The sequence below is a fragment of the Methanobacterium sp. genome, from assembly GCA_016222945.1.
Classification (GTDB): Archaea; Methanobacteriota; Methanobacteria; order Methanobacteriales; family Methanobacteriaceae; genus Methanobacterium_D.
In genome coordinates this window covers 625,683-648,080 of sequence record JACRPY010000002.1, presented here as the reverse complement: position 1 = coordinate 648,080, position 22,398 = coordinate 625,683, and the positions used below count along the sequence as shown (strand labels likewise).

24 protein-coding genes, 1 tRNA gene and 1 pseudogene are annotated in these 22,398 nt (G+C 34.5%); 19 read left to right on the top strand and 7 right to left on the bottom strand.

Annotated elements, in window-relative coordinates; genetic code table 11:
• Window positions 1–178 precede the first annotated feature (178 nt).
• Complete coding sequence (locus tag HZC47_03490; protein ID MBI5679943.1) at window positions 179–514, top strand: heavy metal-binding domain-containing protein; 336 nt, start codon at window positions 179–181, stop codon at window positions 512–514.
• A gap of 8 nt (window positions 515–522) precedes the next feature.
• The gene (locus HZC47_03485) at window positions 523–1,272 is read left to right on the top strand and encodes a hypothetical protein (protein ID MBI5679942.1); all 750 of its coding nucleotides are present in this window, start codon (window positions 523–525) and stop codon (window positions 1,270–1,272) included.
• A gap of 38 nt (window positions 1,273–1,310) precedes the next feature.
• Here HZC47_03485 and HZC47_03480 read toward each other — a convergent pair whose 3' ends face one another.
• On the bottom strand, window positions 1,311–2,258 hold the full coding sequence (locus HZC47_03480; protein ID MBI5679941.1) for a transcriptional regulator: 948 nt from the start codon (window positions 2,256–2,258) through the stop codon (window positions 1,311–1,313).
• 55 nt (window positions 2,259–2,313) lie between these two features.
• Here HZC47_03480 and HZC47_03475 point away from each other — a divergent pair, with 55 nt between their 5' ends.
• The 15 genes and pseudogenes from HZC47_03475 to HZC47_03405 all read left to right on the top strand — a co-directional run bounded on the left by HZC47_03475 (window position 2,314) and on the right by HZC47_03405 (window position 16,880).
• A complete protein-coding gene (locus tag HZC47_03475) occupies window positions 2,314–3,570 on the top strand; it encodes a DUF1743 domain-containing protein (protein MBI5679940.1) in 1,257 nt (418 codons plus the stop codon).
• Between the two features lie 93 nt (window positions 3,571–3,663).
• Window positions 3,664–4,974, top strand: coding sequence for an MmgE/PrpD family protein (locus tag HZC47_03470; protein MBI5679939.1), 1,311 nt, complete (start codon window positions 3,664–3,666; stop codon window positions 4,972–4,974).
• A 9-nt stretch (window positions 4,975–4,983) separates the two neighbouring features.
• Entirely contained in the window at window positions 4,984–5,880 is an 897-nt protein-coding gene (locus HZC47_03465; GenBank protein MBI5679938.1) for a peptidase, read from the top strand.
• A 27-nt stretch (window positions 5,881–5,907) separates the two neighbouring features.
• Window positions 5,908–6,768 carry a fumarate hydratase gene (locus tag HZC47_03460; GenBank protein MBI5679937.1) on the top strand — a complete coding sequence of 287 codons (861 nt, stop codon included), beginning with the start codon at window positions 5,908–5,910 and terminating at the stop codon, window positions 6,766–6,768.
• A 6-nt stretch (window positions 6,769–6,774) separates the two neighbouring features.
• Window positions 6,775–7,596, top strand: coding sequence for a citryl-CoA lyase (locus HZC47_03455; GenBank protein ID MBI5679936.1), 822 nt, complete (start codon window positions 6,775–6,777; stop codon window positions 7,594–7,596).
• Window positions 7,597–7,701: 105 nt separating this feature from the next.
• Complete coding sequence (ahaH, locus tag HZC47_03450) at window positions 7,702–8,016, top strand: ATP synthase archaeal subunit H (protein MBI5679935.1); 315 nt, start codon at window positions 7,702–7,704, stop codon at window positions 8,014–8,016.
• Between the two features lie 35 nt (window positions 8,017–8,051).
• A complete protein-coding gene (locus HZC47_03445) occupies window positions 8,052–10,058 on the top strand; it encodes a V-type ATP synthase subunit I (GenBank protein ID MBI5679934.1) in 2,007 nt (668 codons plus the stop codon).
• 5 nt (window positions 10,059–10,063) lie between these two features.
• Window positions 10,064–10,552 (top strand): V-type ATP synthase subunit K, encoded by a 489-nt coding sequence (locus tag HZC47_03440; GenBank protein ID MBI5679933.1) that lies wholly within the window; start codon window positions 10,064–10,066, stop codon window positions 10,550–10,552.
• Window positions 10,553–10,564: 12 nt separating this feature from the next.
• Entirely contained in the window at window positions 10,565–11,188 is a 624-nt protein-coding gene (locus HZC47_03435) for a V-type proton ATPase subunit E (protein ID MBI5679932.1), read from the top strand.
• Between the two features lie 15 nt (window positions 11,189–11,203).
• Complete coding sequence (locus HZC47_03430; protein ID MBI5679931.1) at window positions 11,204–12,361, top strand: V-type ATP synthase subunit C; 1,158 nt, start codon at window positions 11,204–11,206, stop codon at window positions 12,359–12,361.
• Window positions 12,358–12,678 (top strand): V-type ATP synthase subunit F, encoded by a 321-nt coding sequence (locus HZC47_03425; GenBank protein MBI5679930.1) that lies wholly within the window; start codon window positions 12,358–12,360, stop codon window positions 12,676–12,678. Before HZC47_03430 ends, HZC47_03425 begins: the two co-directional genes overlap by 4 nt.
• On the top strand, window positions 12,675–14,426 hold the full coding sequence (locus tag HZC47_03420; protein ID MBI5679929.1) for an ATP synthase subunit A: 1,752 nt from the start codon (window positions 12,675–12,677) through the stop codon (window positions 14,424–14,426). The genes HZC47_03425 and HZC47_03420 overlap by 4 nt, the downstream gene beginning before the upstream one ends.
• 2 nt (window positions 14,427–14,428) lie before the next feature.
• Window positions 14,429–15,823: an ATP synthase subunit B gene (locus tag HZC47_03415; protein ID MBI5679928.1), complete on the top strand. Its 1,395-nt coding sequence runs from the start codon at window positions 14,429–14,431 to the stop codon at window positions 15,821–15,823.
• A 30-nt stretch (window positions 15,824–15,853) separates the two neighbouring features.
• Window positions 15,854–16,501: pseudogene (locus HZC47_03410) on the top strand (V-type ATP synthase subunit D).
• Window positions 16,494–16,880 carry a DUF22 domain-containing protein gene (locus HZC47_03405; protein MBI5679927.1) on the top strand — a complete coding sequence of 129 codons (387 nt, stop codon included), beginning with the start codon at window positions 16,494–16,496 and terminating at the stop codon, window positions 16,878–16,880. The pseudogene HZC47_03410 and the gene HZC47_03405 overlap by 8 nt, the downstream one beginning before the upstream one ends.
• A 16-nt stretch (window positions 16,881–16,896) precedes the next feature.
• Here the strand turns inward: HZC47_03405 and HZC47_03400 are convergent, their stop codons facing one another.
• Window positions 16,897–17,229 carry a hypothetical protein gene (locus HZC47_03400; GenBank protein MBI5679926.1) on the bottom strand — a complete coding sequence of 111 codons (333 nt, stop codon included), beginning with the start codon at window positions 17,227–17,229 and terminating at the stop codon, window positions 16,897–16,899.
• Between the two features lie 98 nt (window positions 17,230–17,327).
• Here HZC47_03400 and HZC47_03395 point away from each other — a divergent pair, with 98 nt between their 5' ends.
• The gene (locus tag HZC47_03395; GenBank protein ID MBI5679925.1) at window positions 17,328–17,729 is read left to right on the top strand and encodes a DUF61 family protein; all 402 of its coding nucleotides are present in this window, start codon (window positions 17,328–17,330) and stop codon (window positions 17,727–17,729) included.
• A 56-nt stretch (window positions 17,730–17,785) separates the two neighbouring features.
• Window positions 17,786–17,941 (top strand): hypothetical protein, encoded by a 156-nt coding sequence (locus HZC47_03390; GenBank protein MBI5679924.1) that lies wholly within the window; start codon window positions 17,786–17,788, stop codon window positions 17,939–17,941.
• Window positions 17,942–17,962: 21 nt separating this feature from the next.
• Here the strand turns inward: HZC47_03390 and HZC47_03385 are convergent, their stop codons facing one another.
• The 5 genes from HZC47_03385 to HZC47_03365 form a co-directional block, all read right to left on the bottom strand.
• Complete coding sequence (locus HZC47_03385; GenBank protein MBI5679923.1) at window positions 17,963–19,090, bottom strand: ATP-grasp domain-containing protein; 1,128 nt, start codon at window positions 19,088–19,090, stop codon at window positions 17,963–17,965.
• A gap of 25 nt (window positions 19,091–19,115) precedes the next feature.
• Window positions 19,116–19,187 (bottom strand) — tRNA-Gln (locus tag HZC47_03380).
• Window positions 19,188–19,335: 148 nt separating this feature from the next.
• Entirely contained in the window at window positions 19,336–19,938 is a 603-nt protein-coding gene (locus HZC47_03375; protein ID MBI5679922.1) for a hypothetical protein, read from the bottom strand.
• A 266-nt stretch (window positions 19,939–20,204) separates the two neighbouring features.
• Complete coding sequence (locus tag HZC47_03370; protein MBI5679921.1) at window positions 20,205–20,906, bottom strand: hypothetical protein; 702 nt, start codon at window positions 20,904–20,906, stop codon at window positions 20,205–20,207.
• A gap of 31 nt (window positions 20,907–20,937) precedes the next feature.
• Window positions 20,938–22,320, bottom strand: a complete 1,383-nt coding sequence (locus HZC47_03365) for an MFS transporter (GenBank protein MBI5679920.1) — start codon at window positions 22,318–22,320, stop codon at window positions 20,938–20,940.
• Between the last annotated feature and the right edge of the window lie 78 nt (window positions 22,321–22,398).

The following is a 22,398-nucleotide window of genomic DNA, read 5'->3' as shown; positions in this document are numbered from 1 at the left end:
TGAAGCTAAATAGATTAATTTAACTGAATAAATAATATTCAAGCTTATAAAGAATAATTAAAGGGAATAATATATACAATTTGATTAAAAAACAGTTTTTGAAGTCATTCCAAAACTATTTTAATTAATTAGTTGTATACTAATCAAAAAGATAAAGAATTAATGGAGGCAGGATTATATGGAAATCGATGAATTTATTGTAGTAAGTTCAAATTACGTTCCAGGATTTAAAGCAGTTGAAACTCATGGTTTTGTTTATGGACTCACCGTGCGGAGCAGAGGCTTAGGTGGCCAAATAGGTGCAGGAATACGTTCAATGTTTGGTGGAGAAATAAAAGAATATGTTAAAATGATGGAAGAGTCCAGAGATGAAGCATTACGCCGAATGATCGATCATGCACAGTCAATGGGTGCTAATGCCGTTATAAGCGTGCGTTTCGATTCAAACGACATTTCAGACATAATGCAAGAAATTTTAGCCTATGGAACTGCCGTAAGAGTTGAAAAGGAATAATTGATTAAATGTTTAAAGGAAATATAACCTTAAATGATAAAGAGATACCTAGAACTCTTCTAGGAACCTCTCCATTTATAGCAGCAGCCCAATTCGGGCACCGATCAAGATTATATCAGTTAGATCTCTATAACAAACCTGAAAACATTCTTAAAATAATTAAAAAATCATATGAACTTGGTATTACAGGTATTCAACTTGTACCATTTGAACCTGTAGTTAAAGCACTTAAATGGGCAGTTGAAGAAGGTTGTAACCTTAATATAGTTGGAACTGTACGTCCAGACCGTGAAAATGAAGATATAGAACTTTTAGCTGACCTTGGAGCAAGTTCAATGCTCCTTCATGGAGCTATTACCGATAAGTTGGATTACACTTTTTTAGCTCGAAATCTTGAAAAAATCAAAGAAAAAGGTTCCATTCCAGGACTTGCAACACATAGGCCATTTAATACAACTAAAAATCTTATAAAATCCCCTATTCTTGATTTATTTGATATATACATGGTTCCTGTAAATAAAACAGGTTATCTCATGGATACTGATGTATTTATGGAAAAAGAACGTGCTGAGCTGCGTGAATTAATAAATAAAATTAATAAAACAATTATTGCAAAGAAAACTATGGCTGCAGGAATAATGACTCCTAATGATGCTTTTGATTACCTTAAAACATTAGATTATGTGGATTTAATGACTGTAGGTATTGCATCAGAAGCTGAAGCAGAAGAAACATTTGATTTACTGGCTAATAAATGAAATAAGCTTATTTAAAATGAATACATTTTCGAATTGATTTAATTACATTCTTTACGTTCTTTAATAACCTTTAAAAATTCCTTTGAACTTTCCATTTCCTTTATTTCCCAGTTATGAACCACAGGAACTCCTTCAATACATTCCATATTTTTTTTATGTTCAAATATAAAAACAGCCTCAGTTCCAGTGACCCCTGAAAGGTCTTTAACGTTTAATGCCATTTTATTTAGGATTTTCTGGTTTCTATTTTTTTCCATATTGGTAATCATGGCAATATTTTTCTTCAATTCCGCTAATTCTGGATCTGATTTTGCTATAGCATCAAATGGTGTTTTATTTGTTTTTATAACTCCAAATCCAAGCTGTGCTAATTCTTTTGGAGTGTCTTCCGCCATTTTAACATTTCCAGATTGTGGAATTTTAAAAATATCAATAGAAAGAGTAATTTTCATATTCAAAATGCTTTCAAGAGTAATCACTGTTTCAGGACATGCCCTTACCCTTCCATGCTCATATTTATAAATAGTTTCACGAGAAACATGTGCTTTATTTGCTAAATCTTTAAGTGAGAGATTTTCCCTTTCCCGGGCATCTTTTATAACGTTTCCGTCAACTTGAACAAAATATCCGCCACGATCTGCAAATACTTCAGGATATATCTCTTCTGTGATCATGTTTTTTAGGGTTTCTGGGGCAATTACAGGTATTCCGTGTCTTTCATAGACTACATCCTCTTCTAAGTATTCATGTTTGGATTTTAAACCTACTACTAAAGGAGATGCCAGGAATGTGCTTGCTACTTTCTTTATTTCCTCTGCTTGTGGTCCAGTTAAACCATCTATATTAATTAAAACTTTAAGTAATAGAAGTAACAATCTTTTTCGAGCGACCATATCAAAACAACTTCTATCATATATATGAGAAGTTTCAAAACTATGGTTTGCTAGAAGTTCGTTTATTTCTCTTAAGACATGATCTCTTTGCATAGAGGATCACCCGATTAAATATCTTATAATAATATGTGTGTTAAAGGTGAGTTTGATGTATATGTATATTGGTATAGATGATACAGATTCTAAAGACGGAATGTGTACCACATATATAAGTAGTGTTATAATTGATAAACTTAAAGATTTTGGTTTTAATATCGTTGGTTATCCTCGTCTTATCCGTTTAAATCCGTTTGCAAGGTATAAAACAAGGGGTAATGGGGCATTATCCTTTAAATTAAATGTTGAATCTGAAGATGACATCCAGAAAGTTAAAGAAATAGTTTTAAAGAACGTTGAAAAACTTTCCCAGTTAGATGATGAACGAACAAACCCTGGAGTCGTTTTCTATTATGGTGAAATTACAGATGAACTTAAATCTTATTCTCTAAAAGTTATAAGGAACATTATAACCATTGATGATGCTCAAAAGTTTGCAGCAAAGATCGGCGCCGATATTTTTAAATTTAAAAAAGGTAGAGGGATAATTGGAGCTCTTGCAGGAATTGGATGTCCTAATACTGACAAAACTTATGAACTTCTCGCCTACAGAATACCTGAAAATTATGGCAAAAAAAGAAAAATTAACCATGAATCCGTCTTTGAGATGAACAAAAACACTTATCCGCAGACTTTTGATAATGTTGATGGTGATAATAAATATATAGCTATAGAACCACACACCCCCTGCCCTATACTGTATGGAATACGTGGAGAAAGCCCAGAAGCAGTTTTAAATGCCCATAATATGGTGAAAGTATGTGAACCAATTGAGAAAGTTGCTGTGTTTGAAACAAACCAGCATACAGACATGCACCTTCTAAAAATTGAGAAAATTGCAGATATGGAGAAATTTAAGTGCTATATAAAAGAAGGAACTGTTAAAACGCCTCCGCAAACCTATGAAGGTGGACATGTGATATTTATTTTAAATGACAGTTCTGGTGAGATTCCATGTGCTGCTTATGAACCCACCAAAGAATTTAGAGATATTGTAAGAAAATTAGCTCCTGGCGATAAATTACGTGTCTATGGTGGAATTGGAGAAAAAGGTACGTTAAATATAGAAAAAATTGAGATTTTAGAGCTTTCTAAAGTTTATAAAACTCAAAATCCTATCTGTGAATGTGGAAAACGCATGAAATCTGCTGGAAGCGGGAAAGGGTTTAAATGCATTAAATGTGGTTTAAAGCTTCGTGAAGGCATTAAAGATAAAATTGAAATAGAAAGAGATTTAAAAACAGGATTTTATGAGGTTCCACCTTCTGCAAGGAGACATTTAAGTAAACCTCTTGTTAGAATAGAATAATTATTATTTTTAAATTTTAAATTTACTGTGATCCTGCTATTTTTAACTTGAGGATCAAAAAGTTTATCCTATGAACTTAGAATGTACGATTATATGATAAGCAGTAAATTTGCAGATTTTATTGTGGAAACTGATTATGAAAAAATCCCTGAAGAAGTGATAAAAAAAGCTAAACTATGCTTTTTAGACTTTTTAGGGGTCACAATAAGGGGATCTAAAACCAAAAGTGCAATAGCAGTAAACAGTATACTAAGAGAATACGATGAATCAACAGTTATTGGCCATAAAAAAGTCACTATAATTGATGCTTGCCTTGCAAATGGCATATCTGCTCATTCTCTTGATTTAGATGACGGGCATCGTATTGCTCAGCTTCATCCTGGAGCTTGTGTTATACCTGCTGCATTATCCCTTTGTGAAGCATATAACAAAACAGGAAAAGAATTTATAAGTGCCTTAGTTGTAGGATATGAAATTGCAATCTCCATGGGAATTCTTGTAAACCCTGAACATCGAAATAAAGGATTCCACAGTACAGGGACATGCGGAACCTTTGGAGCTGCTGCAGCTGCTTGTAAAGCATTAAATCTTAATAAAAATGAGACAATAAATGCTCTTGGACTTGCAGGAACTCAAGCCAGTGGTCTTTTAGAATCAGATCATGCAGGAACAATGGGAAAACATTTACATGCCGGTAAAGCAGCACAATCAGGTGTTTTATCAGCACTACTTGCAAAAAAAGGTTTTAGCGGAGCTTCAACCATAATTGATGGTGAAGAAGGATTTTTATCTGCAATGGTAAATTCTGACATTGCAAAAAAGGAAATAGATTTAGGAAAATGGCATATTTTGAACGTGTACTTTAAAAAGTATCCTATTTGCAGACACTTGCATTCTACAATTGACGCAGCCCTTGATATATTAAACAAAAACGAATTAAATGTAGAAGATATACAAAAGATAATTGTTAAAACTTATAAAATAGCTGCAGAGCATGATAACTATCATCCGAAAACTAAAGAAGCTATAAGGCAAAGTTTACCCGTTAGCCTTGCTATTGCCGTTAAAGATAAAAATTTAAGCCTTGACAACCTCAAAATCAACGATGAAATTTCAAAAATTTCAAATAAAGTAATCATTGAATATGATAAAAGTCTGGATGAATTGTACCCCAATAAAAGATCAGCAGAAGTTATAATTCAGACATCTGAACAATCCTACGTTAATAGAGTTGATTTACCTAAAGGAGAACCTGAAAATCAGTTTACAATATATGAACTTTTATGTAAGTTTAATGAGTTAAATCCTGATATAAATATTGATATTTTATCAATTATAAATAATTTAGAAAATTATAATGTTAAAGACTTAATGATAATGATTAATAAGGAAATTAAAGATTAGGTGTTGGTTATGCAGACTAAAGAATTTCTTAAAACTATTGGAATAGATAATAATAACATAAAAGAATCTAAAAAAAGGTTTACTGATAATTCACAGTACCGTTTTGAAGTTCCAGGAATCCAGAAACCAGGTGCAATGCGATCACTAATTGCTGCCACTGATAAATATGATGTTGAAATTCACAGGGTAACCCAAACAAAAGGAACAATGCTCTTAACAGATTCAGAAATAATAGAAATGGCAGATATTGCAAAAGATGCAAAAATAGAATTATTTTTAAGTGTTGGTCCCCGTGCAACCTATGATACAAGTGCATCTGCTAAAACAGAAGAAGGGAAAAGGATAGGTTACAGGTTAAGAGGGTATGATAACCTTGTATATGGTTTAGAAGATGTTAAAAGAGCTGTTGAGCTTGGAATTAGGGGAATTGTAGTTTATGATGAAGGCCTTCTATGGGCACTTGGCAAAATGAGAGATGCTGGTGAAATCCCTAAAGAAACTCATTTTAAGGTTTCAGCCCACACAGGACATGGAAATCCTGCATCTGCAAAATTATTAGAAGAAATTGGAGCCAATTCATTTAATCCAGTAAGAGATCTGCAAATTCCAATGATGGCATCAATAAGAAATACCATAAATATCTCTATGGACATTCATACTGAAAATCCAAAGTCATCTGGAGGTTTTATAAGACATTATGAAGTTCCAGACATTATAAAATACGCCGCACCTGTTTATCTTAAAACAGGGGGTGCTGTAGCTGGACATCATGGATGGGATACAACAAAAAAACAGGCTGAAGAACGCATACGGCAGGTTTCACTGGTTCAAAGCATGATAAGTAGATATTATGATGATGCCATAATGTCCAAAAGAGGCGCTACTGATTTAGCAATTCCTAAATAGATTTAATTAGTATTTGAGATGATTTTAATGGATATAAAGGATATAATCAAAGATGCAGTAATTGAAGCCAGTACCACATTTAGAAATGACCAGTTTGACGCTTATAAAAGAGCCCTTGCTGTAGAAACTAATGAAAATGCCTCATGGATGCTTGAATTATTAATAGAAAACGCCAAAACAGCAGATAAAACCAAATTTCCCCTTTGTGATGACACAGGCATTCCCCATGTTTTAGTTGAAATTGGGAAAGATGTTAGTATACCGCCTAATTTTTTTGAAGATATTACCTTAGGTATAGAAAAAGGGTTGCAAGAACTTCCAGCTAGACCTATGGCTGTGCGCGGAGAAGGTATTGAAAGAATAGAGCAGAGTAAAGGATTATATAGTGATCCTGGAAAACTTGTTCCTCCTTCCTTTCTAATTGATAAAACTGAAAGAAATGGTGTGAATATTCATGTTTTAATGTTAGGTGGTGGTCCTGAGATAAGGGCCAGCACTTATAGAGTTTTCCATAAGAGGGATAATAGAAAAGTATTTAATAAAGTTAAAACATGGATGAGATCAGAGGTCAAGATGCTTGGATGCACTCCATGCATCCCTGCTGTAGGCATCGGTAGAACTCATTTTGAAGCTTCGTCATTGATGTTAAAAGCAATGGCATATGGAAATTTAAACAAACAATCCCAAATTGAAGAGGAAATAACAGAATCCCTTAATAATTCTAAAATAGGTGCACTGGGAATAGGTGGTTCTGTAACTGCACTTGGATCTTTTGTTAAAATAGGCCCTCAACGAGCAAGTGGTGTTAGAATTTTATCTATGAGGCCTTGCTGCTGTGTTGAGCCCAGAAGATCATCAGTATTTCTCCCTTCCTCAATTCTGGAGTGAAATATCATGGCAATAGGAAGAGAAACAATCGAAAATATGCTTAAACTAAGTAATCCTAAATGGAAGACCAGTGTAACCAGAGTTGAGCCAAATAGGATTATTACAAGAGGATATCCCCAAGAAGACATTATAGGAAATTTATCTTTTCCTGAAATGGTTTATTTACTTATAAAAGGAGAAATACCTTCCAAAAATGAATCAAATATGCTTGAAGCTATTTTAATTTCTTTTTGTGACCATAGTGTAACGCCCCCCAGTACTCAAGCAGCAAGGCTCATGGCATCAGCCGGATCTCCCATGCATGCATGTGTGTCTGGAGGACTTCTTGCATTCGGCAAAAATCATGCCGGTGCAATTGAACGTGCAATGAAAACATTTCAAGAAGGGATAAAACGATCAAAAGACAATATTGAAACCGTTGCCCTTGAAATAATTAATAAATCCTTAGAAAAGGGAAATAAAATTCCTGGTTTCGGACACAGGTACCATACCGAAGATCCACGAGCTCCTAAGCTAATTGAACTTGCAAAAAAATGTGGGTGCTCAGGAATACACACTGAACTTGCACTTACAATTCAAAGTATTCTTCTTGAAAAAAAAGGAATTAGAATGAATATTGATGGTGCAAATGGAGCAATATTATCTGATATGGGATTTGATTGGAGTATTGGAACGGGTGTATTTATGATTGGAAGGCTTCCAGCTATTATTGCTCATGTACACGAAGAAAAAACTCGAGAAGAGCCCTTCAGGAAATTATTTGACATTGAAGAGATTTATTATGATGGTGTTGATGAAAAAAAGAGTATAGATAAAAAAGAAAAATGAAATGCAATCTGATTTTATAATATTATTTAAATACACTCTTAAAAATCAAATAGTAAAAGATAAATATAACAGAAAAGAGAATTTGCATTATTATGGTGATTCAAAATGATGTCGATATCGGAAGCTATTACAACGATTAAAAAGGCCGAAAATGATGCCGATAAGCTATTAGAGGATGCTAAGCGAGAATCCTCCGAAATGAAAGAGAATACTATTGAAAAAACAAAGTCCATTATTCAAAAGTCAAAAGATGAAGCTCATGAAGAGACTGGTGGAATAATCTCCAAAGCAGAAGAAGATGCTAAACGAGAAACCAGCCAGATATCAATCAAAGCTGACGAGAACATAAAAAATACTAAAAATCAGGCTACAGGTAAAATTGATGAAGCTGTGGGCATTATAGTTAAAAATATACTATAATTGAATCTCGTTAGTTAAAAAATCAAGTGATTAACATGTTTAAACCAGCGAGAATGAAGAAGCTTAAAGTAATAACCCTGGACAAATACACGGAACCTGCAGTGAAATCACTTCACGAAGCAGGTTTGGTGCAAATTCAGGATATTTCTGAGCGTATACAACAGGACGCTGAGTGGAGACAAATTCTTAAGCCATCACATACATCTCCTTTTACAGGTAAAGTTGCTTCACTTTTAATGAAAACAACTGGAACCTTTGATTTCCTAAAATCAATGCATAGAAAGGAAGGCGGAATTCTCTCCATCGCTAAGTCGTTCATAAACCCCCCTGCAATTGAAAAAGTTGAAGTGGAACATTTGGACGTTCAGGAATTAATAAACAAAGCCGAAGAAACCCTTGGGAAAATAGAACGCGTAACAAAACCCCAAGAAAATGAATTAAACAAAATTGATTCTAAAAGATCCATACTTGAAAATGCCAATAAAGTGGCCAAAAATTTATCTTATTTTGACGTTGATCTTGTTGATCTAAAAAATTCCGAACATATCACTGTTGTTGCAGGGAAAATAGCCACTGATTCTTATGATACATTAATGGAAACTATAAAAGGTTTAACCGATGAAATCATTGTCTTTGATCATGACAGTGAAGGAAAAACCTTTAAAATGGTTATTATTATTACATTGAAGCAGTACGGTGACGAAATTTCCAGCATGCTCAGAAAGATGGAATTTGAAAAATTTGAAATTCCAGAAATATCTGGAAAACCAAATGATATTATACAAAAATCAGAATCAGAAATTGAATCTTTAGATAAACAAAAAGAGTCAATTTTAAATGATTTAGCAGATGTGTCTGAACAATGGATTGATGAAGTTATAGCTCTCAAAGAACAACTGGAAATTGAAAAACAACAGTGTGAAATATATTATTCATTCGGAGAAACAGAAAACACTGTTATGTTTGAAGGTTGGGTAACAGAGAAAAAGCTAGAAAAAGCTCTTGAAATCATTGAAAACTCAACTGACGGCTATGTTATAGTTGAAGTTTCTGATCCTGATGTTGAAAATGATGAGATACCCGTTCATCTTGACAACCCAAGATGGGCCAAACCATATGAAATGTTCGTGCATATGTATTCACCCCCAGATTATAGGGAAATTGACCCAACAATTCTCATGGCTCTTGTGTTCCCATTTTTCTTTGGTTTCTGTCTTACAGAATCCGGTTATGGTATAGCTGATGCAATTATAGGTTATATTATATTTAGAGGTCTTGGTAAAAACAGCAATCTCATGCGTAATCTTGGTTTGATTATGGTGGCATGTGGAGTATGGGCTGTAATTATGGGTGCTATAACTAACAGTTTCATAGGAGACTTTATAGGTCGATTTATATATGGAGACCCAAGTGTACCTCTTATGACAACCATTCAATCACTTAACTCATTTGTACACCCAGAATACATATTAGTTATGGCTTTATTAGTCGGTGTCGTACATATAAATATGGGATTAATAATTGGAGCCTACAACAACCTAGTTCGAGGAGACGTTAAAGAAGCTTTAGGTTCTCAAATACCTTGGTTTATCCTCCAAACAGGCGTAGTATTGCTTGCTGTAGGATACTTATTTGCAGGTAGCATAATAATGTACAGTGGAGGAGCAGTATTTTTAGCTGCTATTGTAATGCTACTTTACTTCAACGGTATCTTTGGAATTATGGATGTAATGGGATTCCTTGGTAATGTTCTTTCATACGCCAGACTTTTAGCATTATGTCTTTCTACTGGCGGAATAGCCATGACCGTTAACATATTAACAAGTATGGTTCATGATATGGTTCCAGTTATAGGAATTATATTAGCACCAATAGTATTCATTGGAGGGCAGATAGCAAACGGTGCTTTCCAGACTTTAGGTGCATTTATTAACGCATTACGTTTGCATTATGTTGAGTTCTTTGCTCAATTTTACATAGGTGGAAGCTCAAAATTCAGAGCATTCCGGACAAAAAGAAAATATACTGATATTCGGAGGTAATAAAAATGGTAGAAATTGTTTTAGGACAAGCTTTAGCAGCTATCGGCGCAGGTATAGCCGTTGGTATGGCAGGATTAGGATCAGGTATAGGACAAGGAATAGCAGCATCAGGAGCTGTAGGTGCTGTAGCAGAGGACTCTGATATGTTTGCAAGAGGTCTTATATTTACTGCTCTCCCAGAAACTCAGGCGATTTACGGTTTCCTGGTTGCTATATTGCTCCTGGTTTTCTCAGGACTTTTAGGTGCACCAAAGAACTTACCTGTAACCGCAGGTCTTATAGCTATAGGTGCAGGTGCTGCAGTAGGATTTGCAGGTTTAGGTTCAGGTATGGGTCAAGGTATAACAGCTGCATCAGCTTCTGGAGCAGTAGTTGAAGATCCAGACATGTTTGCAAGAGGTATTATATTTACAGCTCTTTCAGAGACACAGGCTATATACGGTTTCCTGATTGCTATATTGCTTATGGTATTCGGTGGAATATTAATAAGTTAGGAGGATAGTTAAATGACCGATGGGGCTAACAAAATAGTCTCAAGTATAATGTCTGATGCTCAAAGTAAAGCTGATGCTATTATCCCAGAAGCTGAAAAAGAAGCTGCTCTTATCCTCGAAAAAGGAGAAGAAGAAGCCCAATTAGAAAAGCAAAATATCTTGGAAAATGCTAATAAACAGTCAACAATGAAATATCAACAACTGATCTCAGAAGCTAAAATGAACGCTAGAAGATCAGAACTTGAGGCACGAGAAGAATTAATTGAAACTGCATTTAAAAATGCAGAAGAAGAACTGCAAAAGATAGCAGCAAGTTCTTCTGAAGAATATAAAAACTCACTTAAAAAAATCATAGAAGAAGCTTCAGTTGAAATTGGAGGCGGAGATCTGGTGTTGTCAACCAAAGAGGAAGATATTGCCAAAATTAAAGATTCCATTCCATCATTGGAAAAAGAAATTGAAGCTAAAACTGGCAATAAAACAACCTTAGAGATAGGAGAAAATATCAGAACCATTGGCGGGGCTGTAATTAAAACCAAAAATGGAGATATAGAAGTTAACAACACCATCGAGGCAAGAATGCTAAGATTTAAAAAGTCTCTAAGATCAGAAGTTGCAGGCATACTTTTCAAATAATAGGGGAGATTTCACATGGCAGAGGACATAACTGCAATAGTAACTTCACTGGGATTTCCCTCTTTTGAAGCATTTTTAGCACTGTTATTCTTAGTATTGGCTGTTATAGCAGTCATAGTAGTAGTATCATCACTAAGACCGGTGCTAAGCATGTACCCTTACACTTACCCTAATGCAAGAGTAAGGGCTCGAAAAGGAAGATTATTTACAGAAAAACAGTTTTCAGAAATAATTGAATCCCAAAATATTGAAGAAGTTAAAAATTATTTAAGGGGATTCCCTGAATATGCTAAATACATCGATAAATATCCTATTGAAAAGGCATTAAACACACAGCTTGCAGAAACCTATGATTTATTAGCAAGAATAACTCCTGACAACAGTAAAGACGCATTCGCGTTTTTACTGAGAAAATGGGACATTGAAAACATTAAAAGCTTAATAATCGCCAAGGAAGTTGGTTTAAATTCAGAAGAAACATTAGACCTTGTTGTTCCCTTTGGCGAAATTAGTGATAGACTTGACACATTAGTTGACGCTGAAAACGTCAGAGAAGTAATAAATAGTCTTGAAGGAACGGATTACGCTCAGATCTTAGAAGATGCTCTTCCAGCATACCAAGAAACAGGAATGTTATTGCCCCTTGAGGCTTCTCTGGACAAATATTTACTGATAAACCTTTTAAGGACAGTAGCTACTCCCGAAGATGATAACACTTCCCTACTTCATAATTATGTTGGAAATATAGTAGATGTAAATAACATAAAAATTATTATAAGGGCCAAAGCTGATGGTTTAAAATTTGATGATATTGAACCTTACATCATTTCAGATGGTTATCAAATTAGAGAATGGAAATTAAAGGATCTAATGGAATCTGAAGATGTTGCGGGAGTTATCAGCGGTTTAGAAGGTACTGATTATGCATCTTCATTATCAGAAGCCCTTGCAGAGTACACAGAAAGTGGTTCCATATCAACCCTTGAAGCTGCTCTTGATAATCATGTTAATAAAACAGCAACTAAGATATCTCTAAAGAATCAGTTTGGAATTGGACCAATGATAGGCTTCCTTAACAGAAAAGAAAGAGAAATTAAGAACTTAAAAATCATAGTAAGAGGTAAAAGAGAAGAAGGGTTTTCACAGTCTATGATTAAGGAGATGTTAGTTTGAATTCAAAGATAGCAGTAATGGCAGACCCAGATACAGTTACAGGATTCATGCTTGGCGGTATTAAAGAGGGATATCCAGTAAAAGACACTGAAGAGGCAGGTAAAAAGCTTGAAGAACTGATAAAAGAAGATTTTTCCATTATAATAACCACGGAAAAAATAGGTGATGAACTTAGAAGTAGTATAGATAAATTAACTGGCGAACGTGCATTACCCATGATAATTGAAATTCCAGATAAGGGCGGCTCCATTGAAAGAGCTTCCGATCCTATGAGGGAACTTATAAAAAGAGTAATTGGGGTAGAGATGGTAAAATGATTACAGGAAGGATAATTAAAATAGCAGGTCCCGTTATTGTTGGAGACGGCATGAAGGGAACCCAAATGTATGAAATGGTTAAAGTCGGTGAAGAAGGACTTATCGGAGAGATAATCGAACTCGAAGGCGACACAGCAACCATTCAGGTTTACGAAGAAACAGCTGGTATCAAACCAGGGGAAATAATTGAAAGTACAGGTGGATCACTTTCAGTAGAATTAGGTCCAGGAATTCTTACATCTATTTATGATGGAATTCAAAGACCACTGGAAAATATCAAAGCCCTTACTGGAGATTACATCGAAAGAGGTGTAGCTGTTCCCGCACTAAATAAAGAAAAAAAATGGAAGTTCATTCCAAAGATAAGTGCTGGAGCTAAAGTGAAAGGTGGAGATATCATTGCTGAAGTCCAAGAGACTTCTTCTATAGTTCACAAAATCATGATTCCTCCAAAAGTAGAAGGTACTTTAAAAAGTATAGCTACTGAAGGAGAATACACAATAGAAGAAGACATAGCTGAAGTAGAAACACCTGCTGGATTAGAAAAAATCCAGATGATACAAAAATGGCCTGTAAGGGTTGGAAGACCATACAAAGAAAAACTTGACCCAGATATACAATTAATAACTGGTCAAAGAGCACAGGACACATTTTTCACAGTTGCAAAAGGAGGTACAGCAGCTATGCCAGGGCCATTTGGCTCAGGTAAAACTGTAACACAACAGCAACTTGCAAAATGGGCAGATGCAGATATCATCGTTTACATCGGTTGTGGAGAACGTGGAAACGAAATGACTGAGGTTCTAAAAGAGTTCCCAGAACTTGAAGATCCAAAAACCGGTAAACCACTTATGGACAGAACCGTGCTTATCGCAAACACATCAAACATGCCTGTTGCAGCAAGGGAAGCTTCAGTATACACTGGAATTACAATTGCTGAATACTTCAGAGACATGGGCTACGATGTAGCACTTATGGCTGATTCAACCTCAAGATGGGCAGAAGCTATGAGAGAAATTTCAGGAAGACTTGAAGAGATGCCTGGTGAAGAAGGATACCCTGCATACCTTGCTTCCCGTCTCGCTCAATTCTATGAAAGAGCAGGAAGAGTAACTACAGTAGGTACAGAAGACAAACTAGGATCCCTAACTGTAGTTGGTGCAGTTTCACCTCCTGGTGGGGACCTTTCAGAGCCTGTAACTCAAAACACTTTACGTATATCCAAGGTGTTCTGGGCACTCGACTCATCACTTGCAGATAAACGTCACTTCCCTTCAATTGACTGGCTACAAAGTTACTCATTATATGTTGAAAGCATATCCTCATGGTGGAACACAAACATAGGTGCAGATTGGAGAGAATTAAGAGATGCAGCTATGGTTTTACTTCAAAAAGAATCTGAACTTCAAGAAATTGTGCAACTTGTAGGTCCTGACGCATTACCGGACAAGGAAAGAATCACCTTAGAAAGTACAAGGATGATAAGAGAAGATTTCCTACAGCAAAACGCATACCACGAAGTAGACACATACTGTTCACCTAAAAAACAATATGGAATGCTTAAAACTATTATTACTTACCATGAAAACGCTACTGCTGCTCTTGATAGAGGTGCAGCATCTGAAGACGTCATAGCGCTAAGCGTTAAAGAAGATATTGGTAAAATGAAGTACATGCCTGAAGCCGAGTTTGAAGATGAGATTAAAGCAATTCAGGAAAAAATAATTAAACAAACTAGTGAGGTATGAAAATGGATTCAAATATCAAAACACGGGAATATACAACCGTTGCTGAAGTATCCGGTCCTCTCATGATTGTAGAAGGCGTCGAAGGTGTAGCTTACGGGGAAATCGTAGATATAACAACACCTAATGGAGATGCCAGAAGAGGGCAAGTTCTTGAAGTACGTGAAGGAATTGCTGTTGTACAAGTTTTTGAAGGTACAAGCGATCTTAATACTTCAACAACTAAAGTTAGATTTACTGGTGCAACAGCACATCTTGGTGTTTCAATTGACATGCTTGGAAGAGTATTTGGAGGAACAGGAAAACCTATAGACGGCGGTCCTGAAATCATTCCAGAAAAAGAATTAGATATTAACGGGGCACCAATGAACCCAACTGCAAGAGAATTCCCTGCAGAATTTATCCAAACAGGTATTTCAACCATAGACGGGATGAACACTCTTGTACGTGGACAAAAACTCCCTATATTTTCAGGATCTGGATTACCTCACAACGACCTTGCAGCCCAAATTGCAAGACACGCAAAGGTAATAGGGGAAGAAACTGAATTTGCTGTTATATTTGCAGCTATGGGAATTACCCACGAAGAAGCAAACTTCTTTATGAGAGATTTCGAGCGAACAGGAGCTCTAGAAAGAGTTACAGTTTTCATGAACCTTGCAGACGACCCTGCAATCGAAAGGATCATTACACCGAGGATGGCACTTACAACAGCAGAATACTTTGCATTTGAGAAGGGTATGCACGTGTTGGTTATCCTTACTGATATGACAAACTATTGTGAAGCACTTAGGGAAATTTCAGCAGCACGTGACGAGGTTCCTGGAAGACGTGGATACCCTGGTTACATGTACACTGACCTTTCTTCCATCTATGAAAGAGCAGGCCGTATGGTAGGTAAAGAAGGTTCAATTACCCAAATGCCAATACTTGTCATGCCTCAAGACGATATTACTCACCCAATTCCAGATTTAACTGGATATATTACAGAAGGACAGATTGTGTTAAGCAGAGATATCTTCAGAAAAGGTATTTACCCGCCCGTAGATGTGCTTCCATCACTTTCAAGATTGATGAGTGGTGGAATTGGTGAAGAAAGAACAAGGGAAGATCACAGTGGTGTATCTGACCAGCTTTATTCAGCATATTCTGAAGGTCGTGATTTAAGAGACCTTATGGCTGTTGTTGGTGAAGAAGCACTTACAGAACGTGACCGAAAATACCTTGCATTCGCAGATCAATTCGAAAACAAGTTTGTAACAGAAACTAAAGACGAAGACAGAACTATACAGGAAACTCTTGACCTTGGATGGGAACTTCTAAGTATACTACCTGAAGCCGAACTTAAGAGGGTTAGAGCAGAGCATATTCCAAAATATCACCCTGCACACAAACAATAACCTCCTTTATTTATTTTAGTGAGGGATAAAATGGCACAAGAAATGATTGAAGGAGTCAATCCAACAAGGATGGAACTTCTTAAACTCAAGGACCGTGAAAAACTCGCAATTAAAGGGCATGGTCTACTTAAAGAGAAAAGAAATGCTCTTATAATGGAATTTTTCAATATATTGGAACGTGTGAAAGGTTCCAGAGAAGAAGTTGAAAAGAAATTAGCTGAAGCATTTAAAGATTTAACTGCAGCCCAAATTGCTATGGGTGATTTAGCAGTTAAAAAAGCAGCTATGTCTGTAAAAGAGTCCGTTAAGGTTGATATTGATTCAAGAAGTGTAATGGGTGTTGTAGTGCCTTTAATTGATTCTGAAACTGCACAAAGAACCATTGTTGAAAGAGGTTATGGATTTTTAGATACTTCTGCTAAACTTGATTAATCAGCAGGAAATTTCGAAGAGTCAATCAAATTAATACTTGAACTTGCAGAAATCGAAAAAACCATAATACTCCTTGCAGCAGAGATAGAATCAACAAAAAGAAGAGTAAATGCACTGGAACATATAATCATTCCAAGATTGGAAAACACGGTTAAATATATTGAAATGCGGCTTGAAGAAATGGAAAGAGAGAGCTTTGTAAGGTTGAAGATGATTAAAAAGACCATGGGGACTTCAAATGGTTAGAATAATACAACGACTGGATAAAGTTAAGCAAGAATATGCAGAACTTGAAGCCCATGCATTAGGTGACTTCAAAGTAGGAAAAATTATTGGAAAAATGAGGGCAATAATTTCTGACGAAGATATTGATGTTAAAGCTAATGAAGCCACACCAATAAAGATTCAACAGATTAAAATCCCTAAAAACCATATAACTTTCTTATCTGCTTATGCAGCAAACCGCTATGGGCATGCAGTAGCAGTAGGTGGAGAAATTCATCTCCCAATCAGCTTGGACAAAACAGTTGATCATGCTTCATTCCTTGCAAGTATTAACGGAACCATAAAAAAAGATGATTTACTCGGAGTTTTAATACTTCTTCCTATTGAAATGTTGAAGTAACTCCTTATTTCAATTTTTAAGTTGTTTCCATTATAATTTGAATCATGTTCTCTTCAACTTTTATTTTTGTTTTTATATCATCGTTTTCCTTTTCAATATCTCTTAACTTATAAAAAACATTGGATAAAGATATTGTATGAAAATCACCTGTTTTATTTTCTGGTTTTGAGGAAATAAGCACCAAAATTGCACCTTTCTCCTGAATAGTAACATTATAATTTATTGCATTAATATATATGGCATCAGAAAGCCTTAAAAGAAGTTTTATGAGTTTTATTGGAAGTTCACTTTTACTAATTATTCTTTTTATTAAATCATTTTCACGGCATTGCTGTATGTCTATATCCATAATATTCCCCCTCAATCCCAAAGACATGTAATCTGCACAAATCTAAAGATTATTATATTGAAAAATATTATATCCAACAAATTAAATAAATTTATTATATGAAAAGGATAGATTCTGATAATCTAATAAAAAAACAGGTTTTAAGTTTAAACAGGCATCTTCCCCGAAAACGAAAAACACTGGCCGAACTTCTGGAGGAAGATAAACCCCACGTAATAGGGGCAGATGGCGTACGTCATCGGTTTAGAAATGATGAAATTAAAAAGATTGCAGGTTTAATCAATACTGAACATCATAGAAATTTAAAACTTCCAATTTATATTGAAATTGATACTACTACATCTGGAGCAAGAATTGCCGGAAAGTTAGAAACTCAAATAGTATGCAAAATATTGAAGTTAGACCCTTGTAAAAATGAACTTTTTATCTACAGGCCAGAAATGAAAGAGCTTAGAAAGGAGTTTCCAACAGTTACCCAATACATCTTTTTGGTAAGATAAAATATTCAATACATTAAAAATAACATAATTAAAAAAAATGATAATGAGGTATTATTTTGAACATAGACCCCTTAGAAGAGTATTTTGAAGACCCCGATAAAAGGGCAAAGTTATATTTATTAATGACTGGAGCAATGATTCTCACCACAATTTTAATTACCATTGGAACCATTATTTTCATTCTCTGGGCAGTAGGAGTAATTAAAATGTAAAAACATTTTATGATCGCTTTTTTAGGGAAAGGATAAAAATGATTTATACGCCTTTTTGACTGTTTTTTGAGCTTCATAAATTGCACTTTCAGGCGTTTCACCTGTTCTAATAACAGTTAAAGCAGGTTCATCCTTTTCAATTATAACATTTTTTCGAGGGATGTCATATACACCGTCGAAATCTAAGTTACCTGCAATAGAACGCTTTTTAGCAAAAACTATCATTTTTACAGCATATTTACTTGGTGAAGGAACTTCAATTAATGTTCCTTTAGTTGCTTTACAGTGTGCATCAACCATATTTATACCCAGTACTTCTTCAGCACATTCAAAGGTACCTTGAAATCTAGGATTAACCTCAATTACATATAAATCATCACCAGTGTCAATCATATCAACACCATTTGATCCTAAAAGAGATAATTCCATTATGACATCTTCAGCAAGATGATTTATCCTTGGATCATTTTTATAAGGAGCTATATTTCCACAATAGCCGAATTTATCTACTTGTCCCAGTTTAGTTTCACCAATTATTTGTTTGCTGGTTAAAATTGTTTTTGCTTCTTTGGAAATAGATAAAACAGATGCACTAATACTTTCTCCTTCTATAAATTCTTGAAGCAGTACATTATTAAAATTAGAATTTTCTGTGGCGTCTTCAAACCAGCAGATGCCTTTACCACCCGCACCAATTGCTGGTTTAACTATAAACTGTTTATTATCAAAACTATTGACTATTTCAGCTGCTTCTTTATATGATTGAACTTGGAAAGTTTTTGGAACTTTGAATTTATTTTTAAGAGAATTATAAAGTTTATATTTATTATCTACATGTCCAATTTTCTTATTTCCAACTATTTTGGATTTTGGAAAGTTTTCAGGTGTTACCCCTGATGTGCAGAGAATGTAATCAATTTCATATATAAATTCATGGGAATATTTGTAAATTAATTCAGGATCATAATTTTCTGCATAATTACCGCATGATTCATAAGGTTTTTGGGATAATACACACTTTAAATAGTCAGAACACTTTACTAAGTCACTTGTACAAAAATAATCAACAGAATAAACTGTATTTCCCATTTTCTTTGCAGAACAGGCCACTGGCCGCGTGTTAATACCTACAACAAGAACGTTTTCCATAGATCAGCCTCTTGTCTTTAAAAGATAGTCCTGAGCGGAGTCGAACCGCCGTCTCCGGCTCCAAAGGCCAGAAGGATTACCACTACCCCACAGGACTATTTTGCACTAAAAAAAAGCAGTTAAACTGCACAGTGGCAAGTCAACTATTTACTATTTTTCATATTTAAATGTATCGGATCATGACTCTAAATAGCGTATTCAAATATTTCAAGTGTCAAAGAATAATTAAAAATAAAATTATAGATTTATTCGTCTTCTTTTGATGCTAATTCTTTTTTACCAAGGCGATTTTTTAGCATAGACCAGAAATCTTTATCTTTTTCAGGTTTAAGCTCATTTTCAAGAATTGTGGCTTTATTGGATTCTCTTTCATAGTCCTGCTTTAATTTTTTGTATTCTGCGCCGTGAGAATCTAATTTACTTAATAATTCCTGATTTTTAGCTTTTAATTGTGTATTAATAGCTTCTAATTCATTGATTTTTTCATTTTCCATTCTGTATTTTTTAGTGTATTTAGTGTGCTTGCTCAATAATTCCTTGTAGGATTTTGAAAGTTCGTTGTGTTTCCATTCAAGATCTTTGAATTCCTTAGTGTATTCACCAATGTTCCTTTCAACTCCTTTAAGCTTACTTATATATTCCTTAACAGACCACGTGTCCTCTACACCAAACAACTCTGTGAAATATTTTTCAGGTATTATAAGTACTCCTTCACTACATTCAAGATTATCAGACCTCTTAAGTGGAATAAGATACTGATTATACTCATAAATCTTTTGTTTCCCGCCTACGGTCTTTTTTGCTTTTTTCTTGTAGCATTTTACAGAGGTTTTAATTACCTGTACCATTTAGTCACTACTCCAATAAAGAAGTTTATATCCTGGAATATCTTTAGAGCTTTTTGCACCCTTAATTCTAATATTAATTTTCTACATATATAAATTCCAACTTAATTCCAAGCTTATGTATAATTTCACTATTTTATAAATTATTCCCCTTTCTTCTTTATTCAATCAATTGAATTTGACTATTTACTATATCAACAGCCAAATAAATTATACATATCCCTTTAGACTCCATTTAATATTTAAAATATAACTAATTTGAATTTTAATCATCTGAAACCTAATAAAAACTTAAGATTATCCATATTATTATCTTCTACGATAAATCGAGGAGGTATACTCCTTTGAATTGAACCAGAAATACCCAAAGATTTTTCTATTTGGGCCGAAACTGCATGATATTTCCTTCCAATACTATTCAATTTTCTTTCACTGATTAAAATAGCATTATCCAGTAATTTACTCTTTTTCTTATTCCCATAAACTACAACTACGTTATTATAACCTGATATCCTTTTTATATGAGCATTATTAGATAAAAAAATCGAAAATTCATTTATTTCATTCTCGGATAATGCACTGAAATCTATTACTTTTTCTACAGTTAGATATCCAATAATATATAGTGCTTCTTCAAAATTAGTGTTATTATACGGTTTTAAACCTGCATAAAATACTAATAAATCTCCTTTATTCAATTTAAGTAAATATTTACTTTTATAACCCGTATCACCATAAGTATATGTATCAAACTCTGGATCAAAATGTAATTTTCTGTCTTTTATCTTTTCAGGAAGATAATATGCAAATTTCTTGCCTTTTCGTCCGAAAGTATTGTCAAATGTTCTCTTTTCACTAGTTTTATCTGTTTCAGATAGTGGAATATATTCAAATGATCCATCTTCAAATATTGGGGCCAATGAACCATCAGTTCCTTTATCTATACCCACACGTAAGAGCATTGCCTTCAATAGTCCACCTACAATTTATTTTTCATAATTATCAGTTTTTTGAATTCCCTTTCATTGTTTTAAGCTGTTCATACCTATTTTTTAGTCCAAAAGTTAATATCAGCATGGCTACAGCAGCAATTCCCACAACAATATATGCTAATTCATAACCTGCATAACTACCGCCCTTTGATGCTATTATACCTCCAACTAAAGCTCCCCCAATTAGCTGACCTGCACTGGCATTAATATTTATCAACGCCTGTCCTGAAGCCCTGTACTGTGGAGGGCTTTCAGATAGCATAATATACCTTAAAGGAGCCCCAATAATTGTAATTAGACCTAAACCCATTATAATACCCGATAATATGAAAATATAAAATGAATATGCAAAGAAACTTAAAATAAATAATCCTGCAACCAATATTAAACTACCTGTAAACATCACTCTCTTTGATCCCCATTTATCCAGCAATCTCCCCACTAAAGGAGCACTAATAGCCATTGCCAATACCAATGGAAGTACCATTAAACTTGCAGTGGATGTTGATAATGCTAATGCAGTAACAGCAAAAGATGGGAGAAATACTATCGCAACTTGACTTAAACCAGAACCTATAGATATACCTGTGGCTATTTTAACTTCTCTATTTTTTAATAGGTTGATTTGTACAACTGGATCTTCAGCATGCTTTTCAACTTTCCATAAAACAGGAAGTAATGCTGCAGCAGTAAGTAAAAATGGCCATACATAAAGTGATTTGAGGCTTTCTGTAAAATGATTTGTATCTATCTGATTTACTCCAAATGCAAGTGCAGTTACAAGAATTCCCAAAACAATAGTTCCATACCAATCAAAGTCTGAAACCCATTTTCTCTTAGTCTTAGGCAGTATATAAAAACTTGTAGCTATAATTACCATTGCTATAGGTATGTTTATAATAAAAAGCCATTGCCATCCATAACTTAAAAGCAATCCTCCCAGTATCGGCCCAAATACTGCAGATAACCCGAAAACAGAACCTATTATTCCAAGTGCAGATCCTCTTTTTTCTGGAGGAAATGTGTCACCAATAAATGCACTTGCAACAGGAAATATTCCTCCTGCGCCAAAACCTTGTATAGCTCTTCCTAAAAGCAGCATTTCAAATGAAAATGAAAATGCCGTTATTATAGACCCTATAGCAAATAATAAAATATCAATTACATATATTGTTCTTCTTCCATACATATCAGATAATTTTGCCATTAATGGCGTTCCAATCATGAAAAAAAGAATATATATTGCAAATATCCACGAAACTATTCTTTCATTTACTGCAAAAAACGATTTAATTGCAGGTAATGCTGGACCTACAATACCAATATCCAGAGCACCCATAAAAACGCCAATGAAAAGTAGTGCTAAAATTCTGTTCCTTTGTTTATTATCCATAAAAATACTTCTCTTTATTTGTTTGAAATTTTTTCACTGCTTAACATATCATTTGTTTAAAATAAGAATTATTACTCA

Coding starts and splice junctions, on each gene's coding strand:
- HZC47_03485 (MBI5679942.1), top strand. CDS start 523: ATGTTTAAAGGAAATATAACCTTAAATGATAAAGAGATACCTAGAACT.
- ahaH (MBI5679935.1), top strand. CDS start 7,702: ATGATGTCGATATCGGAAGCTATTACAACGATTAAAAAGGCCGAAAAT.
- HZC47_03440 (MBI5679933.1), top strand. CDS start 10,064: ATGGTAGAAATTGTTTTAGGACAAGCTTTAGCAGCTATCGGCGCAGGT.
- HZC47_03400 (MBI5679926.1), bottom strand. CDS start 17,229: ATGGATATAGACATACAGCAATGCCGTGAAAATGATTTAATAAAAAGA.
- HZC47_03415 (MBI5679928.1), top strand. CDS start 14,429: ATGGATTCAAATATCAAAACACGGGAATATACAACCGTTGCTGAAGTA.
- HZC47_03490 (MBI5679943.1), top strand. CDS start 179: ATGGAAATCGATGAATTTATTGTAGTAAGTTCAAATTACGTTCCAGGA.
- HZC47_03480 (MBI5679941.1), bottom strand. CDS start 2,258: ATGCAAAGAGATCATGTCTTAAGAGAAATAAACGAACTTCTAGCAAAC.
- HZC47_03375 (MBI5679922.1), bottom strand. CDS start 19,938: ATGGTACAGGTAATTAAAACCTCTGTAAAATGCTACAAGAAAAAAGCA.
- HZC47_03395 (MBI5679925.1), top strand. CDS start 17,328: ATGAAAAGGATAGATTCTGATAATCTAATAAAAAAACAGGTTTTAAGT.
- HZC47_03430 (MBI5679931.1), top strand. CDS start 11,204: ATGGCAGAGGACATAACTGCAATAGTAACTTCACTGGGATTTCCCTCT.
- HZC47_03385 (MBI5679923.1), bottom strand. CDS start 19,090: ATGGAAAACGTTCTTGTTGTAGGTATTAACACGCGGCCAGTGGCCTGT.
- HZC47_03465 (MBI5679938.1), top strand. CDS start 4,984: ATGCAGACTAAAGAATTTCTTAAAACTATTGGAATAGATAATAATAAC.
- HZC47_03470 (MBI5679939.1), top strand. CDS start 3,664: ATGATAAGCAGTAAATTTGCAGATTTTATTGTGGAAACTGATTATGAA.
- HZC47_03405 (MBI5679927.1), top strand. CDS start 16,494: ATGGTTAGAATAATACAACGACTGGATAAAGTTAAGCAAGAATATGCA.
- HZC47_03420 (MBI5679929.1), top strand. CDS start 12,675: ATGATTACAGGAAGGATAATTAAAATAGCAGGTCCCGTTATTGTTGGA.
- HZC47_03475 (MBI5679940.1), top strand. CDS start 2,314: ATGTATATGTATATTGGTATAGATGATACAGATTCTAAAGACGGAATG.
- HZC47_03460 (MBI5679937.1), top strand. CDS start 5,908: ATGGATATAAAGGATATAATCAAAGATGCAGTAATTGAAGCCAGTACC.
- HZC47_03445 (MBI5679934.1), top strand. CDS start 8,052: ATGTTTAAACCAGCGAGAATGAAGAAGCTTAAAGTAATAACCCTGGAC.
- HZC47_03455 (MBI5679936.1), top strand. CDS start 6,775: ATGGCAATAGGAAGAGAAACAATCGAAAATATGCTTAAACTAAGTAAT.
- HZC47_03365 (MBI5679920.1), bottom strand. CDS start 22,320: ATGGATAATAAACAAAGGAACAGAATTTTAGCACTACTTTTCATTGGC.
- HZC47_03435 (MBI5679932.1), top strand. CDS start 10,565: ATGACCGATGGGGCTAACAAAATAGTCTCAAGTATAATGTCTGATGCT.